The sequence below is a fragment of the Streptomyces endophytica genome (assembly GCF_026153355.1).
GTDB classification, from domain to species: Bacteria; Actinomycetota; Actinomycetes; order Streptomycetales; family Streptomycetaceae; genus Streptomyces; species Streptomyces endophytica.
Genome location: NZ_CP110636.1, coordinates 2,951,941 through 2,968,359 on the forward strand (window position 1 = coordinate 2,951,941; position 16,419 = coordinate 2,968,359).

General features: G+C 71.3%; 7 protein-coding genes and 3 pseudogenes. 7 read left to right on the forward strand and 3 right to left on the reverse strand.

Annotated elements, in window-relative coordinates:
• Nucleotides 1-247: 247 nt before the first annotated feature.
• The 3 genes and pseudogenes from OJ254_RS13350 to OJ254_RS13360 all read left to right on the forward strand — a co-directional run.
• A pseudogene (locus OJ254_RS13350) lies at nt 248-989 on the forward strand (ComF family protein); the annotation flags it as partial.
• Nucleotides 990-1,643: 654 nt separating this feature from the next.
• A complete protein-coding gene (gene hpf, locus OJ254_RS13355) occupies nt 1,644-2,330 on the forward strand; it encodes a ribosome hibernation-promoting factor, HPF/YfiA family (RefSeq protein ID WP_030416868.1) in 687 nt (228 codons plus the stop codon).
• Nucleotides 2,331-2,564: 234 nt separating this feature from the next.
• The gene (locus tag OJ254_RS13360) at nt 2,565-3,323 is read left to right on the forward strand and encodes a response regulator (RefSeq protein WP_261951141.1); all 759 of its coding nucleotides are present in this window, start codon (nt 2,565-2,567) and stop codon (nt 3,321-3,323) included.
• 117 nt (nt 3,324-3,440) lie between these two features.
• Here the strand turns inward: OJ254_RS13360 and OJ254_RS13365 are convergent.
• Nucleotides 3,441-4,665: pseudogene (locus tag OJ254_RS13365) on the reverse strand (winged helix-turn-helix domain-containing protein).
• A gap of 74 nt (nt 4,666-4,739) precedes the next feature.
• Nucleotides 4,740-5,384, reverse strand: a complete 645-nt coding sequence (locus OJ254_RS13370; protein ID WP_265362508.1) for a GNAT family N-acetyltransferase — start codon at nt 5,382-5,384, stop codon at nt 4,740-4,742.
• 250 nt (nt 5,385-5,634) lie between these two features.
• Between OJ254_RS13370 and secA the strand changes: the two genes are divergently transcribed.
• Nucleotides 5,635-8,454 (forward strand): preprotein translocase subunit SecA, encoded by a 2,820-nt coding sequence (gene secA, locus OJ254_RS13375; protein WP_265362509.1) that lies wholly within the window; start codon nt 5,635-5,637, stop codon nt 8,452-8,454.
• A gap of 104 nt (nt 8,455-8,558) precedes the next feature.
• Here secA and OJ254_RS13380 read toward each other — a convergent pair whose 3' ends face one another.
• On the reverse strand, nt 8,559-8,882 hold the full coding sequence (locus OJ254_RS13380; protein WP_265362510.1) for an Rv3235 family protein: 324 nt from the start codon (nt 8,880-8,882) through the stop codon (nt 8,559-8,561).
• 639 nt (nt 8,883-9,521) lie between these two features.
• On the opposite strand from OJ254_RS13380, the gene OJ254_RS13385 reads away from it, so the two are divergent.
• The 3 genes and pseudogenes from OJ254_RS13385 to OJ254_RS13395 all read left to right on the forward strand — a co-directional run bounded on the left by OJ254_RS13385 (nt 9,522) and on the right by OJ254_RS13395 (nt 16,299).
• Nucleotides 9,522-10,028 carry a DUF6912 family protein gene (locus OJ254_RS13385; protein ID WP_265362511.1) on the forward strand — a complete coding sequence of 169 codons (507 nt, stop codon included), beginning with the start codon at nt 9,522-9,524 and terminating at the stop codon, nt 10,026-10,028.
• A gap of 225 nt (nt 10,029-10,253) precedes the next feature.
• A complete protein-coding gene (locus tag OJ254_RS13390) occupies nt 10,254-10,925 on the forward strand; it encodes an HAD family hydrolase (protein ID WP_265362512.1) in 672 nt (223 codons plus the stop codon).
• Nucleotides 10,926-11,341: 416 nt separating this feature from the next.
• Nucleotides 11,342-16,299, forward strand: a pseudogene (locus OJ254_RS13395) (NAD-glutamate dehydrogenase).
• Nucleotides 16,300-16,419: the final 120 nt, after the last annotated feature.

The window sequence follows — 16,419 nt, forward strand, 5'->3', positions numbered from 1 at the left end:
TGTCTGTCGATCTTGTCCTTCGGTCTTGTCCGTCGGCCTCGTTGGTCCGTTTGCCTGGCTCCGGTGATTCCGCGTGGTCCCCTGATCGCGCGTGGCCTCTTGATCCCACGTGGTCCCGTGACCGCCGGTGACCAGCGGGTTCGCGCTGACGGCACGCGGCCGACGGCCGGTCCGCGGAGTTATCCACAGGGGTGGTGGGCGCCGGTGGACCGCGGGACAGTGGATCCATGCAGGGGTGTGGCGCGAACTGGCCGGCCTGGTGTTGCCGGTGGCCTGTGCGGGGTGTGGCCGACCGCGTACGGAACTGTGCGGTCGGTGCCGTCGGGCGCTGGGGAGGGACGGCCGAGGGGCACGGCGAGTTTGGCCGCGGCCGGCGCCGCCGGGGCTGCCCGGGGTGTGGGCGGGCGCGCCGTACGCCGACGAGGTGCGGGCGGTGCTGCTCGCGCACAAGGAGCGGGGTGCCCTGCGGCTGGCCGGGCCGCTGGGGTGGGTACTGGCCGGGCGGTGCGCGGGCTGTGGCGCGGCGGTGAGCCGCTGCTGCTGGTGCCGGTGCCCTCGGCCCGCAGGTCCGTGGCGGGCCGGGGGCATGATCCGGTGCGCCGGATCGCCCTGGCGGCAGCCCGCGAGCTGCGCCGGTCGGGGCTGGCGGCTACGGCGGCTGCTTCGACTGCTGCTGCTGCGGCGGCGGGGACGGGGGCGGGGGAGGGGGCGGGGGCCCCACCCAGAGCCCACGTCCTCCCCGCCCTCCACCAGCTCCGCCCCGTGGCTGACCAGGCGGGGCTGAGCGCCCCGGAGCGGCTGGCGAATCTGGCCGGGGCCCTGGGGGTGCGGCGTGGGCCGAGCGGCTGCTGAGCGGGCAGCGAGTGGTGCTGGTGGACGACCTGGTCACGACGGGGGCCACGCTCGCCGAGGCGGCCCGGGCCGTTACGGCGGCGGGTGGCCGGGTGATCGGCGCGGCGGTGGTGGCGGCGCCCACCAGCAGCTTCGAGCACCCCACTGGCCGCAGCACGGCCACTGGCCGCAGCATGGCCACCGGCCGCAACGGTCCCACCGGCAGTAGTTCTGCCACCGGCCGCAGCCCCAGTACTGGCGCCTCAGGCGCGGTCGACGGCGTCCCCGGCAGCAATCCCAGTACCGGAGCCCCCGGCACGGCCGACAGTGCCCCCGGCACGGCCGGCAACGGCCCCGGCACCGCTGGCAGCGGCCCCCGCACGCCCCGCGGCGGCCCCCGCACGTCCCGCAGGCGTGACGGCACCCCCGCCAGTCGTTCCGGCATCGCCGAGATCTATCACGGCGTTGCCGGGCGCCGGAGAAATTCAACCGGCAAGTAGGAATTTCAACAGGCAAGTAGTTGAGGAGGAAAAATTACTCAAACGGACCCGAGGGCTGCGAGGGGGTGCCGACAACAGCCCAGGAGAGCTATGTTCGGTTGTGAGGACTTGGCGGACGTTTTGCCTCGGATGTCGCGATGGATGCGTTCAGGGGCGCCAGCGGCGACCCTGAAAAATGGGGGAGTGGAGATCGTGCCGTGTGGGGAGGAGGAGGTGAAAGTGCCAAGTCCGAGGCTTCGGCACCCACCGGAGCCTGGTGCAAGAAGGAATCGCCCCGCTTGCTGAGCGGTGCGACCGGGAACGGAGTTCTGCGTGGACATCGTCGTCAAGGGCCGCAAGACCGAGGTGCCCGAGCGGTTCCGTAAGCACGTGGCCGAGAAGCTGAAGCTGGAGAAAGTCCAGAAGCTCGACGCCAAGGTGATCAGCTTGGACGTCGAGGTGTCCAAGGAGCACAACCCGCGGCAGGCCGACCGTTCCGACCGAGTGGAGATCACGCTTCGCTCCCGTGGCCCGGTGGTCCGGGCCGAGGCGGCCGCAGCCGATCCCTACGCCGCGCTGGACCTGGCTACCGCAAAGCTGGAGGCGCGCCTGCGCAAGCAGCACGACAAGCGCTTCTCACGCCGCGGCAACGGCCGCATCCCGGCGAGTGAGGTCGCCGTGAGCGTCCCCGGCGTCGCGAGCCTCAACACCAACGGCGAACTCGCCACCGAAGCCGAAGAGTCGGTGCCGACCACGAGGATGGGATCGATCGACGTCCAGGGTGAAGGACCCCTGATCGTCCGCGAGAAGACCCACTCGGCCGCACCGATGTCGCTCGACCAGGCGCTCAACGAGATGGAATTGGTCGGACACGACTTCTATCTCTTCGTCGACGCCGACACCAAGCTGCCGAGTGTCGTCTACCGGCGGCACGCATACGACTATGGCGTCATCCACTTGAACCCCGATTCGTTCGGGGAGGAGGAGCCCGGCGGCGCAGGGGGCGCGCTGGGCGGCTGAACCCCACCCGCTCGGTGCCCCCGGCGTACGCCCGGGGGCACCATCGTGCCCGGAGATAGCAGGAGTTGAAGCCGTATAGTGTTTGTGCCAGCCAGGCAGCATGTGGGCACCAAACGGCGACATGCCGGGGAGGCGGTCGTATGGCGTTGATCGGGCTGGCCGCAGGGGGCTGTTGTCAACCAGCCTTATTTCCAAGCTCTGGCCTTCCGGCCGAGTAGTTGACGGGGAGGATCCATGGGGGAAAGTTTCGGGCCCGTGCGCGGTGACGCGGACGACGACAGCGGAGTCGGGGGCGACGACGGCGCCGGCCGGTCCGTGAGCGTGCCGCGCAAGGAGCCGATCAGGGTCCTGGTGGTGGATGATCACGCGCTCTTCCGGCGGGGCCTGGAGATCGTGCTGGCCCAGGAAGAGGACATCCAGGTCGTCGGCGAGGCGGGGGACGGTGCGGAGGCGGTCGACAAGGCCGCTGATCTGCTGCCGGACATCGTGCTGATGGACGTACGGATGCCCAAGCGCGGCGGGATCGAGGCGTGTACCTCCATCAAGGAGGTGGCCCCCAGCGCGAAGATCATCATGCTCACGATCAGCGACGAAGAGGCCGATCTCTACGACGCGATCAAGGCCGGCGCCACCGGCTACCTCCTCAAGGAGATCTCCACCGACGAGGTGGCGACCGCCATCCGCGCGGTCGCGGACGGCCAGTCGCAGATCAGCCCGTCGATGGCGTCGAAGCTCCTGACGGAGTTCAAGTCGATGATCCAGCGGACGGACGAGCGCCGGCTGGTGCCGGCGCCCCGGCTCACCGACCGTGAGCTGGAGGTCCTCAAGCTCGTCGCCACGGGCATGAACAACCGCGACATCGCCAAGGAACTCTTCATCTCCGAGAACACCGTGAAGAACCACGTCCGCAACATCCTGGAGAAGCTGCAGCTGCACTCCCGGATGGAGGCGGTGGTCTACGCGATGCGGGAGAAGATCCTCGAGATCCGCTGACCGAGTCCCGCTGACCGAGACCCTTGGCCGAGTCCCGTTGGCCGATCCACTGACCGTGATCGGCTGACCGGGCTCCGGCGGCCGGGCATCGTTGACCGGCCGGAGCCCTCGCCCTCCCTAAGCGCCCCCGCGTATGAGTTCCGCGCGCAGGGCGGCGGCGAGCTGTGGGTCGTCGCAGCGGTCGACGCGCACGGTGTCGCAGCCGACCCAGGTCGCGGCCTCCTGGAGGGCCCCGGCCATGGGGGCGACGGCCTTGCGGTCGCGCATCGAGACCTGGCGGGCGACGAGGGTGGTGCCCTCGCGGGCCGGGTCGACGCGGCCGACCAGCTGCCCGCCGGCCAGCAGGGGCATCGCGAAATAGCCGTGTATCCGCTGCGGGCGGGGACGTACGCCTCCAGGCGGTGGGTGAAGCCGAAGATCCGCTCCGTGCGCGGCCGGTCCCAGATGAGGGAGTCGAACGGGGAGAGCAGGGTCGTACGGTGCCGGCCGCGCGGTGCGGTGGCCAGGGCGGCGGGATCGGCCCAGGCGGGCTTGGTCCAGCCCTCGACCTCGACCGGGACCAGCCCGGAGTCGGCGATCACCGCATCGACCTGCTCACCCTTCAGGCGGTGGTAGTCCGCCAGGTCGGCGCGGGTGGCCACGCCCAGGGCCGTACCTGCCTGGGCGACCAGGCGGCGGAGGCATTCCGCGTCGTCGAGGTCGTCGTGCAGCAGCTCGGCGGGGACGGCGCGCTCGGCGAGGTCGTAGACGCGCTTCCAGGCGCGCCGCTCGGTGCAGACCACGTCGCCGGTGTCCAGCAGCCACTCGACGGCGATCTTGGTCTCGGACCAGTCCCACCACTCCCCGCCGTTGCGGCCGCCACCCAGCTCGGACGTGGTCAGCGGGCCGTCGGCCGCGAGCCGGGCCAGGACGGCGGCGCAGGACCGCTCGGAGTCCTTCATGACGTGCCAGCGGTGACCTTTCGCACGCCGGGCGCGGCGGCGGAAGGCGAAGTGCGGCCACTCCTCGATGGGCAGGATGCAGGCGGCGTGCGACCAGTACTCGAAGCTGTGGGGCGGGCCGCGGGCGTGCCCCCGTCGGCCGTGCTCCAGTAGGCGGCCTCGACGGCGGGGCGGCCGACGGAGCCGAGCCGGGCGTACGGCACGAGCTCGTGCGAGCGGGCGAGCACGGAGATCGTGTCGAGCTGCACCGCGCCCAGGTGGCGCAGCACACCGCGGACGCCCGCCCGGCGGTCCGGGGCGCCCAGGAGCCCCTGCGCCCGCAGCGCCAGGCGGCGGGCGTCGTCGCGGGAGAGGGCGGTCACGGGCTTCGGCCGGTGCGGTGGCTGTGTGGCGGCGGTCATGTTCGCACAGCGTAGGGGCGGGCACTGACAACGCCCGGCAGAAGCCTGTGACCTGCGGAGACAGCGGGGATCGCTCAGTGCGGGTAGGGCAGGTACGGCGTCCTGTCCGCCGCGGGGCGGCCCGTCCCGTCGGTGCCCGCGGCGTCCGTCCCGTCGGTGTCCGGGTACCCGGCCGGGTCGTAGGGGAGCAGGGAGCCGATCCATACGTCCCGGCGGGTGCCCTCGTGCACCAGCTTGGCGCGGAGGGTGCCCTCCATCTGGAAGCCCAGTGCGCGGGCGACGGCGCGGGAGCCCTCGTTGCCGGCCTCGGCGAGCCACTCCATACGCTCCACGCCCAGCTCGCGGAAGGCCCAGCGCAGCACCGCGCGGGCGGCCTCGACGGTGTAGCCGCGGCCGCGGTGCTCCTTGGCGGTCCAGTAGCCCAGTTCGGCCTGGCGTTCGGGGGTGCGCAACTGGGTGAGGCGGACCAGGCCCATCGAGCCGATCAGGGCGCCGTCGGCCCGGGAGACCACGGCGAAGTTGTAGGCGATGTCGTCCCGCCAGCCCTCGGGGACGGCCGTGCCGACGTACTGCTCTGCGTCCCGCAGACCGTAGGGTGAGGGCACGGCCGTCCAGCGCGGGATGTCGGGATCCTGGCAGGCGGCGTGGACCGCGGGCGCGTCCGACGGCTCGAAGGGGCGCAGCACCAGGCGCTCGGTCGTGAGGGTGACGGGCTTCATGGCCTGAGTCTGCAAGTCTGCGCAAGGCGCCGCGAACGGTTTTCGCGTGATTCCCGGCACCTGTCCGGCACCTTCTCGCGGGCTCGTGCGTTCACGTGAGGAGGGGAAGGCGGGGTTCGCTGCGGCGGACCTCCCGGCCCGGCGGCGTCCTCCCTTACGATGGCCGTTGCGGCGGGGCCTGCCCCCTTGGAAAAATGCCGCGCCCGCGCACTCGACCGTGCAGGCCCGACCGGCAAGGAGACCAGCCCAAGTGTCCGTCTTGACGAAGATCATGCGTGCAGGCGAAGGAAAGATCCTGCGCAAACTGCACCGCATCGCGGGCCAGGTCAACTCCATCGAGGAGGACTTCGCGGCCCTCTCCGACGCAGAGCTCCGGGCGCTCACGGACGAGTACAAGGAGCGGTACGCCGACGGCGAGAGCCTCGACGACCTGCTCCCCGAGGCGTTCGCCACGGTCCGTGAGGCCGCCAAGCGCGTCCTCGGCCAGCGCCACTACGACGTCCAGCTGATGGGCGGCGCGGCCCTGCACCTGGGATACGTCGCCGAGATGAAGACCGGTGAGGGCAAGACCCTGGTCGGTACCCTCCCGACGTACCTCAATGCGCTGTCCGGCAAGGGCGTCCACCTGATCACGGTGAACGACTACCTGGCCGAGCGCGACTCCGAGATGATGGGCCGGGTCCACAAGTTCCTGGGCCTGACGGTCGGTTGCATCCTCGCCGACATGACGCCGGCGCAGCGCCGCGAGCAGTACAACTGCGACATCACCTACGGCACGAACAACGAGTTCGGCTTCGACTACCTCCGCGACAACATGGCCTGGTCGCAGGACGAACTCGTCCAGCGCGGCCACAACTTCGCGGTCGTCGACGAGGTCGACTCGATCCTCGTCGACGAGGCCCGTACGCCGCTGATCATCTCCGGCCCGGCGGACTCGGCCACCAAGTGGTACGGCGACTTCGCCAAGTTGGTGCAGCGCCTCAAGCGCGGCGAGGCGGCCAACCCGCAGCGCGGCGTCGAGGAGACCGGCGACTACGACGTCGACGAGAAGAAGCGGACCGTCGGCATCCATGAGTCCGGAGTCAGCAAGGTCGAGGACTGGCTGGGCATCGACAACCTCTACGAGTCGGTCAACACCCCGCTCGTCGGTTACCTCAACAACGCCATCAAGGCCAAGGAGCTCTTCAAGAACGACAAGGACTACGTCGTCATCGACGGCGAGGTCATGATCGTCGACGAGCACACCGGCCGTATCCTCGCCGGCCGCCGCTACAACGAGGGCATGCACCAGGCCATCGAGGCGAAGGAGGGCGTGGAGATCAAGGACGAGAACCAGACGCTCGCCACGATCACCCTGCAGAACTTCTTCCGCCTCTACGACAAGCTCTCCGGCATGACCGGTACGGCCATGACCGAGGCCGCCGAGTTCCACCAGATCTACAAGCTCGGCGTCGTCCCGATCCCGACGAACCGGCCGATGATCCGCAAGGACCAGGCGGACCTGATCTACCGCACCGAGCCCGCGAAGTTCGACGCGGTCGTCGAGGACATCGTGGAGAAGCACGGCAAGGGTCAGCCGATCCTGGTCGGCACGACGTCCGTGGAGAAGTCCGAGTACCTCTCCCAGCAGCTCAACAAGCGCGGCGTGCCGCACGAGGTCCTCAACGCCAAGCAGCACGACCGGGAGGCGTCGATCGTCGCCCAGGCCGGCCGCAAGGGTGCCGTCACGGTCGCCACGAACATGGCCGGCCGCGGTACGGACATCAAGCTCGGCGGCAACCCCGACACCCTCGCCGAGGCGGAGCTGCGCCAGATGGGGCTCGACCCGGTCGAGCACGTCGAGGAGTGGGCGGCCGCGCTGCCCGCCGCCCTGGAGCGCGCCGAGGCCGCGGTGAAGGCGGAGTTCGAGGAGGTCAAGGAGCTCGGCGGGCTGTACGTGCTCGGCACGGAGCGGCACGAGTCGCGCCGGATCGACAACCAGCTGCGTGGCCGCTCCGGCCGTCAGGGCGACCCGGGCGAGTCGCGGTTCTACCTCTCCCTCGGTGACGACCTGATGCGGCTGTTCAAGGCCCAGATGGTCGAGCGGGTCATGGCGATGGCCAACGTCCCCGACGACGTCCCGATCGAGAACAAGATGGTGACCCGGGCGATCGCCTCCGCCCAGTCGCAGGTCGAGCAGCAGAACTTCGAGACCCGCAAGAACGTCCTGAAGTACGACGAGGTGCTCAACCGCCAGCGCGAGGTCATCTACGGCGAGCGCCGCCGCGTCCTGGAGGGCGAGGACCTGCAGGAGCAGATCAAGCACTTCATGGACGACACCATCGACGCCTACATCCAGGCGGAGACCGTCGAGGGCTTCGCGGAGGAGTGGGACCTGGACCGTCTGTGGGGCGCGTTCAAGCAGCTCTACCCGGTGAAGGTGACCGTCGAGGAGCTGGAGGAGGAGGCCGGCGACCGCGCGGGCCTGACCTCCGAGTTCATCGCCGACGCCGTCAAGGACGACATCCACGAGCAGTACGCGGCCCGCGAGGAGCAGCTCGGCTCGGACATCATGCGCGAGCTGGAGCGCCGGGTCGTGCTGTCCGTCCTGGACCGCAAGTGGCGCGAGCACCTCTACGAGATGGACTACCTCCAGGAGGGCATCGGCCTGCGGGCGATGGCCCAGAAGGACCCGCTGGTCGAGTACCAGCGCGAGGGCTTCGACATGTTCACCGCCATGATGGAGGGCATCAAGGAGGAGTCCGTCGGCTACCTGTTCAACCTGGAGGTCCAGGTGGAGCAGCAGGTCGAGGAGGTCCCGGTGGAGGAGGCCGCGGAGCTGCCCGCCCAGGAGGCGGTGCCCGCGGGTGCGGGGCGTCCCGAGATCCACGCCAAGGGACTGGAGGCGCCGCAGCGCCCGGACCGGCTGCACTTCACCGCGCCCAAGGTGGACGGTGACGGCAGCGTCATCGAGGGCGACTTCATCAGCGACGAGGAGCCGGGCGGGCCGGCCCGCTCCGAGGCGGACGGGCTGACCCGCGCGGAGCGGCGCAAGGCCCAGAAGAGCGGCGGACGGCGCCGCAAGAAGTGAGTACGGGACGGTGACCGGGGCCGGGCGGAGCACGCCCGGCCCGGACCGTGCGGGGCGCCCCGGCCGGAGACCGGCCGGGGCGCTTTCGTCTGCGGACGGCCGGGTCATGACGCCGGGCCCGGGAGGGCGGGGCCCGGACCGATGTCGAGGGCGGCGCAGCGCCAGCGGGAGTCGGCGCCCAGCTCCAGCCGGAAGGCCAGGGCGCGCAGCCGCTCGCCGGTGGTGATCCGGGCGAACGCCTCGATGACGCCGCGTCGCGGCCGGCACAGCCCGCACTCGCGGACGGTCGGCACGGGCCCGCGCCGGCCCGGCCCCAGGACGGGCCGCAGTGGTGCCTGCGGGGCGAGTTCCGCCAGCCGGTCGTAGGCGGCGGGCAGCGCATGCCCCAGCAGGGCGTGGACGGGGCGCTGCCCGCTGAGGGTGAGCACCAGCTGGTGGGCGAACCAGAGGTGCGGCCGGCCCTCCTGTGCCCGGCGCTGGGCCCCGACGGTGGGGAGCGGGGCGGTACGGGCCGGCCCGCGGCCGGCGGGACGGGCCCGCGGCGCGTCGTACCGGGGCGGCGCCCGCGTGCGCCGGGTCCGCTGCCGGCCGGGCCGAGGGGGCCGCGGCCTGCCGGGGTGGACCGCCGGGGGCGGGGGACGGTCGGGCCGCCGCCCCGTGTGCCGGCCGGAGCGGTGCCCGGTGGTGGTGGGGGTGTGTCCGTCGCCGCGGCGGGGCCGTCGGTTCCGGTTTCGCCCCCTGGCAGGATCTCGCTTCCGGTCATGGTGTCGTCCCTGCTCATGAGTTCCCCCTTCGTTCCCAGCCCGATTACTGGGCGGTAGCTTTCCGGTGGGGATCTTCGTATCGGCGGCAGCGGAACGGCGGCAAGGCGCGGGAACCGGCCCGGTACGGGGGCGCCGGATTCACTCTTCCGTGGCGCGGCCCGGCACAGAGCCTTTGCGGACCGCTGCCGGGGGCCGCCGGACCGGGTCGTGGAGGGGCCGTACGGGCGGCACGATGGGGGACTCCCGCCCGTATGCTGGCGGGACAGTCCCTCACACCGAGTGAAACGAGCGGAAGCGGCTGCCATGCGCGTCTATGTCCCCCTGACCCTCTCCGGTCTCGCAGAGGCGCACAAGAACGGTGAGCTGGGCCCCGGCCCGCTGGCCGCGTTCGCCGTCACGCCGGCGCTGCGCGAGTGGTACGTCTCGGACGACATCGAGGAGCTGGAGTACGCGGCGCTGAACCGCGCGGCCCAGGCGTCGCTGCGCCAGCTCGCCGGCCACCCGCAGACCCCGCGGCGGCGGGTCGTGGTGGCCGTGGACGTGCCGGACGGCGCGGCGGTGCCGGACCCGGACCGCGGGCTCGACCCGTCGGGGCTCGGTGAGGTGCGGCTCCCCGGGCCGGTGCCGCTGTCGAAGGCCGCCGCCGTGCACGTCGACGCCACGGACGCGGAGGCGGACGTCGCGGCGGCCGCGGCGGCGCTGGGCGCGGCGGACCAGGGCGACGACGACGCGCAGTTCACGGTGGACGGCGCCGAGGACCACGACCTGATGTGGTTCGGGGTGCAGGAGATCCCCCAGCTGATCGCCTGAGGCCGGATCGCCGGGTCGCCGGGTCGCCGGGTCGCCGGGTCGCCGGGTCGCCGGATCGCCGGAGGCCGCGGGGCGCGGTCGGGGTGTGGCGCGCGCGGCGGCCGGGCCCGCACGGGCCGTCGCCGGCGTCCGGGTCGCGTTGTCAGTGGGCCCGGGTACTTTTTCTTCAGGGAGGTGCACGGGCCGCACAAGAGGTCCGGGCACGGGAAGCGACCTGGGGAAAGCATGGGGAAGTACGCGACACACATCGTCTGGGACTGGAACGGCACGCTGTTCCACGACATCGACGCCGTCATCGGGGCGACCAACTCCGCCTTCGCCGAGATCGGCCTGGAGCCGATCACGCTGGAGGTGTATCGAGAGCTGTACTGCGTCCCGGTGCCGCGCTTCTACGAGCGGCTGATGGGGCGGCTGCCGACGGAGGCCGAGTGGCTGGTGATGGACGAGACGTTCCACCGGCACTACTCCGAGCACCGGCTGGCGTGCGGGCTCGCCGAGGGCGTGGACCTGCTGCTGGAGGCGTGGCAGACGGCCGGCGGCAGCCAGTCGATCCTCAGCATGTTCGGGCACGACGAGCTGATACCCCTCGTCCGCGGCTTCGGGATCGAGTCGCGGTTCGTGCTGGTCGAGGGCAGGACCGGGCCGTCCGGGGGCACGAAGGCGGCGCAGATGGTGCGCCACCTGGCGGCGCTCGCCGAGGTCGACCCGGGCCGTACGGTCGTGATCGGTGACGCGGTGGACGATGCGGTGGCCGCGCGGGAGGCGGGCGCCTCGGCGGTGCTCTACACGGGCGGTTCGCACAGCCGCGCCAGCCTGGAGACCGCCGCGGTCCCGGGAGTCCCGGTGGTCGACACGCTCGCCGAGGCCGTGGAGCTGGCGGGCGTCATGATGGCGTAGGGCTTCGGTGGCCCGGCGGGAGGCCACCCCGGCACATCGCCCGCCGGCCACGCATACGCCACCCCGGCGGCACGTTGTCCAGAAGGGCTAAGTTCGGGCAGAGGTTTTGTACTCCCACGGCCCATGACGGCACCCGTATCGAGAGCGATAGCCTTGCACCGTGATCAGCGCGATAACCCGCGGGGGCGTCGAGGCCCCTGCCGTGCGCCCGGGACACATCTGTGACCGGGCGGTCGCTGGTCGTTGCGGCCGACACTTGCTGCCGACTTCGTCCGAGAATGTCGACAACGGCACGGCCCCCCCTCATCGCGGTACATCGCCGGCAGTGACAGGACTTCCCGCGTCACGGCGTTGTGCGGCTTCCACACAGTTCTTCCACAACGTCACGCAACGGCGCGCGACAGGAGCCAGAGGACATGCAGACCAAGCTGGACGAAGCCAAAACCGAGCTGCTCGCCAGGGCCGCCCGGGTCGTTGAGAGCAGCCCGGCCGGGGCAAGCACCCGGTAGGGGGGCTCGACCCGGACACCCTCGCGGGATACCTCCAGCGCTACTACCTGCACACCGCCCCCGAGGACCTGATCGACCGCGACCCGGTCGACGTCTTCGGCGCCGCGCTCTCGCACTACCGCCTCGCGGAGTCGCGCCCGCAGGGCACCGCCAACGTCCGGGTGCACACCCCGACCGTCGAGGAGAACGGCTGGACCTGCAGCCACTCCGTCGTCGAGGTCGTCACCGACGACATGCCGTTCCTGGTCGACTCGGTCACCAACGAGCTCTCCCGGCAGGGCCGCGGCATCCACGTCGTCATCCACCCGCAGGTCACCGTCCGCCGCGACGTCGCCGGCAAGCTCATCGAGCTCCTCGACACCAACGGCGACGCCCACGGCAACGGCAAGACCAAGGCCGCCGAGCTGCCGCACGACGCGGTGACCGAGTCCTGGATCCACGTCGAGATCGACCGCGAGACCGACCGCGAGGACCTGACGCAGATCACCGCCGATCTGCTGCGGGTGCTCTCCGACGTCCGCGAGGCCGTCGAGGACTGGGAGAAGATGCGCGCCGGCGCGCTGCGCATCGCCGACCAGCTGCCGAAGGAGCCGCTCGCCGACGACCTGCGCGAGCTGGAGGTCGAGGAGGCCCAGGAGCTGCTGCGGTGGCTGTCCGACGACCACTTCACGTTCCTCGGCTACCGCGAGTACGAGCTGGACTCCGCGCCCGGTGAGGGCGGCGTCCAGGAAGACGTGCTGACCGCGGTCCCCGGTACCGGCCTGGGCATCCTGCGCGCCGACCCGCCGCACCGCGAGAGCGACGCCGGCCACCCGGTCTCGCCGTCCTTCAACCGGCTGCCCGCGGACGCCCGCGCCAAGGCCCGCGAGCACAAGCTGCTGATCCTCACCAAGGCCAACAGCCGCGCCACCGTCCACCGCCCGTCCTACCTCGACTACGTCGGCGTCAAGAAGTTCGACGAGCAGGGCAACGTCATCGGCGAGCGGCGCTTCCTGGGCCTGTTCTCCTCGGCCGCCTACACCGAGTCGGTGCGCCGGGTGCCGGTCATCCGCCGCAAGGTCGCCGAGGTCCTGGACGGCGCGGGCTTCAGCCCGGACAGCCACGACGGCCGCGACCTGCTGCAGATCCTGGAGACCTACCCCCGCGACGAGCTGTTCCAGACGCCCGTCGACGAGCTGCGGTCCATCGCGACCAGCGTCCTCTACCTCCAGGAACGGCGCCGGCTGCGGCTCTTCCTGCGCCAGGACGAGTACGGCCGCTACTACTCCGCGCTGGTCTACCTCCCGCGCGACCGCTACACCACCGCCGTCCGGCTGCGCCTGATCGAGATCCTCAAGGAGGAGCTGGGCGGCACCAGCGTCGACTTCACGGCCTGGAACACCGAGTCCGTCCTGTCCCGGCTGCACTTCGTCATCCGCGTCCCGGCCGGGTCCACCCTTCCCGACCTCACCGACGCCGACGCGGACCGCATCGAGAGCCGCCTGGTGGAGGCCGCCCGCTCGTGGTCCGACGGGTTCGGCGAGGCCCTGACCGCCGAGGTCGGCGAGGAGCGCGCCGCCGAGCTGCTGCGCCGCTACAGCCACGCCTTCCCCGAGGGCTACAAGGCCGACAACAGCCCGCGCAGCGCGGTCGCCGACCTGACGCACCTGGAGAAGCTCACCGAGGAGCCCGGCAAGGACTTCTCCGTCAGCCTCTACGAGCCGGTCGGCGCCGGCCCCGGCGAGCGCCGCTTCAAGATCTACCGCAGGGGCGAGCAGGTCTCGCTGTCGCGGGTGCTGCCCGGCCTGAACCGCCTGGGCGTCGAGGTCGTCGACGAGCGCCCGCACGAGCTGCGGCTGGCCGACGCGAGCCGCGCCTGGATCTACGACTTCGGCCTGCGGATGCCGGAGCACATCAAGGGCGACGACGCCCGCGAGCGCTTCCAGGACGCCTTCACCGCGGTGTGGACCGGCGCGGCCGAGAGCGACAACTTCAACAAGCTGGTTCTCCGGGCCGGCCTCAACTGGCGCCAGGCGATGGTGCTGCGGGCCTACGCCAAGTACCTCCGGCAGGCGGGCTCCACGTTCAGCCAGACGTACATGGAGGACACCCTCGCCAACAACGTCCACACCACCCGGCTGCTGGTCTCGCTGTTCGAGGCGCGGATGTCCCCGGAGCGGCAGAGCGCCGGCCGGGAGCTGACCGACGGGCTGCTGGAGGAGCTGGACGGCGCCCTGGACCAGGTCGCGTCCCTGGACGAGGACCGCATCCTGCGGGCCTTCCTGACCGTCATCAAGGCGACCCTGCGCACGAACCACTACCAGAAGAACCGCCAGGGCGCGCCGCACGGCTACCTGTCGATGAAGCTGGACCCGCAGGCCATCCCCGACCTGCCGGCGCCCCGCCCGGCGTACGAGATCTGGGTGTACTCCCCCCGCGTCGAGGGCGTCCACCTCCGCTTCGGCAAGGTCGCGCGCGGTGGTCTGCGCTGGTCGGACCGCCGGGAGGACTTCCGTACGGAGATCCTCGGCCTGGTCAAGGCGCAGATGGTCAAGAACACCGTCATCGTGCCGGTCGGCGCGAAGGGCGGCTTCGTCGGCAAGCAGCTGCCGGACCCGGCGCAGGACCGGGACGCCTGGCTGGCCGAGGGCATCGCCTGCTACCGGACCTTCATCTCCGGTCTGCTGGACATCACCGACAACCTGGTCGGCGGCGAGGTCGTCCACCCCAAGGACGTGGTCCGGCACGACGAGGACGACACGTACCTGGTCGTCGCCGCCGACAAGGGCACCGCGACGTTCTCCGACATCGCCAACGAGGTCGCCGAGTCCTACGGCTTCTGGCTCGGGGACGCCTTCGCCTCCGGCGGCAGCGCCGGCTACGACCACAAGGGCATGGGCATCACCGCCCGCGGCGCCTGGGAGTCGGTGAAGCGGCACTTCCGCGAGCTGGGTGTGAACACCCAGACCGAGGACTTCACCGTCGTCGGCGTCGGCGACATGTCCGGTGACGTCTTCGGCAACGGCATGCTGCTCAGCGAGCACATCCGGCTGGTCGCCGCCTTCGACCACCGGCACATCTTCCTCGACCCCAACCCGGACGCGGCCACCTCGTACGCCGAGCGCCGCCGGCTCTTCGAGCTGCCCCGCTCGTCCTGGGCGGACTACAACACCGAGCTGCTCTCGCAGGGCGGCGGCATCCACCCGCGCTCGGCCAAGTCCATCCCGATCAACGCGCAGGTGCGGGCCGCCCTCGGCATCGAGGCCGGCGTGAAGAAGATGACCCCGGCCGATCTGATGCGGGCCATCCTCAAGGCGCCGGTCGACCTGCTGTGGAACGGCGGCATCGGCACGTACGTGAAGTCCTCGGTGGAGTCGCACGCCGACGTGGGCGACAAGTCCAACGACGCCATCCGCGTCAACGGCGAGGACCTGCGGGTCAAGGTCGTCGGCGAGGGCGGCAACCTGGGTCTGACGCAGCTGGGCCGGATCGAGTTCGCCACGGCCGGCGGGAAGATCAACACCGACGCGATCGACAACAGCGCCGGTGTGGACACCTCCGACCACGAGGTCAACATCAAGATCCTGCTCAACGCCGTTGTGGCCGAGGGCGACATGACGGTCAAGCAGCGCAACAAGCTGCTGGCCGAGATGACCGACGAGGTCGGCGCGCTGGTGCTGCGCAACAACTACGCGCAGAACACCGCCCTGGCCCTGGCCCTCGCCCAGTCGTCCAGCATGCTCCACGCCCAGCAGCGGTTCATGCGCCGCCTGGTGCGGGACGGCCACCTCGACCGGGCGCTGGAGTTCCTGCCCACCGACCGGCAGATCCGCGAGCGGCTGAGCGCCGGCCGCGGCCTGACCCAGCCCGAGACCGCGGTGCTGCTGGCCTACACCAAGATCACCGTCGCCGACGCGCTGATCCAGACCGGGCTGCCCGATGACCCGTACCTCGAGCGGCTGCTGCACGCCTACTTCCCCTCGGCGCTCTACGAGCGGTTCCCCGAGCAGGTCGACGGGCACGCGCTGAGCCGCGAGATCGTCACGACGGTGCTGGTCAACGACACCGTCAACACCGGCGGTACGAGCTTCCTGCACCGGATGCGGGAGGAGACCGGCGCCTCCCTCGAAGAGGTCGTCCGGGCGCACACCGCGGCCCGCGCGATCTTCCGGCTCAACCAGGTCTGGGACGACGTCGAGGCGCTCGACAATGTCGTCTCGGCCGACGTCCAGACCCGGATCCGGCTGCACTCCCGCCGGCTGGTCGAGCGCGGCACCCGCTGGCTGCTCAACAACCGCCCGCAGCCGCTGGCCCTGTCGGAGACCATCGACTTCTTCTCCGAGCGGGTCGGGGAGGTCTGGGCGCAGCTGCCGAAGCTGCTCCAGGGCAGCGACCTGGAGTGGTTCGAGACGATCCTGGAGGAGCTGACCGGCGCGGGCGTGCCCGAGCAGCTGGCCGTCCAGGTGTCCGGCTTCTCGTCGGTCTTCCCGGCGCTGGACATCGTCGCGGTCGCCGACCGGCTGGCCAAGGAGCCGCTGGAGGTCGCCGAGGTCTACTACGACCTGGGGGACCGGCTGCGGATCAACCAGCTCCTCGACCGCATCCTGGACCTGCCGCGCAACGACCGCTGGCAGTCGATGGCCCGCGCCTCGATCCGTGAGGACCTCTTCGCGGCGCACGCGGCGCTGACCGCGGACGTGCTGTCCGTGGGCAACGGCACCTCGACGCCGGAGCAGCGGTTCAAGGCGTGGGAGCAGGCCAACGCGGCGATCCTCAGCCGTGCCCGGGCGACGCTGGAGGAGATCCACGGCTCGGAGGGCTTCGACCTGGCGAACCTCTCCGTCGCCATGCGGACCATGCGCACCCTGCTGCGTACGCACAGCTGAGCCGCCGGTCGTACGGCGCGTACGGCAACGGCCCCGGAGCGAAAGGCTCCGGGGCCGTTCCCGTTGCGGCTGCCGCGCGGGCGGCGTGCCGGTCTCCGGCGAGGCGGGCCACCTGCCGAA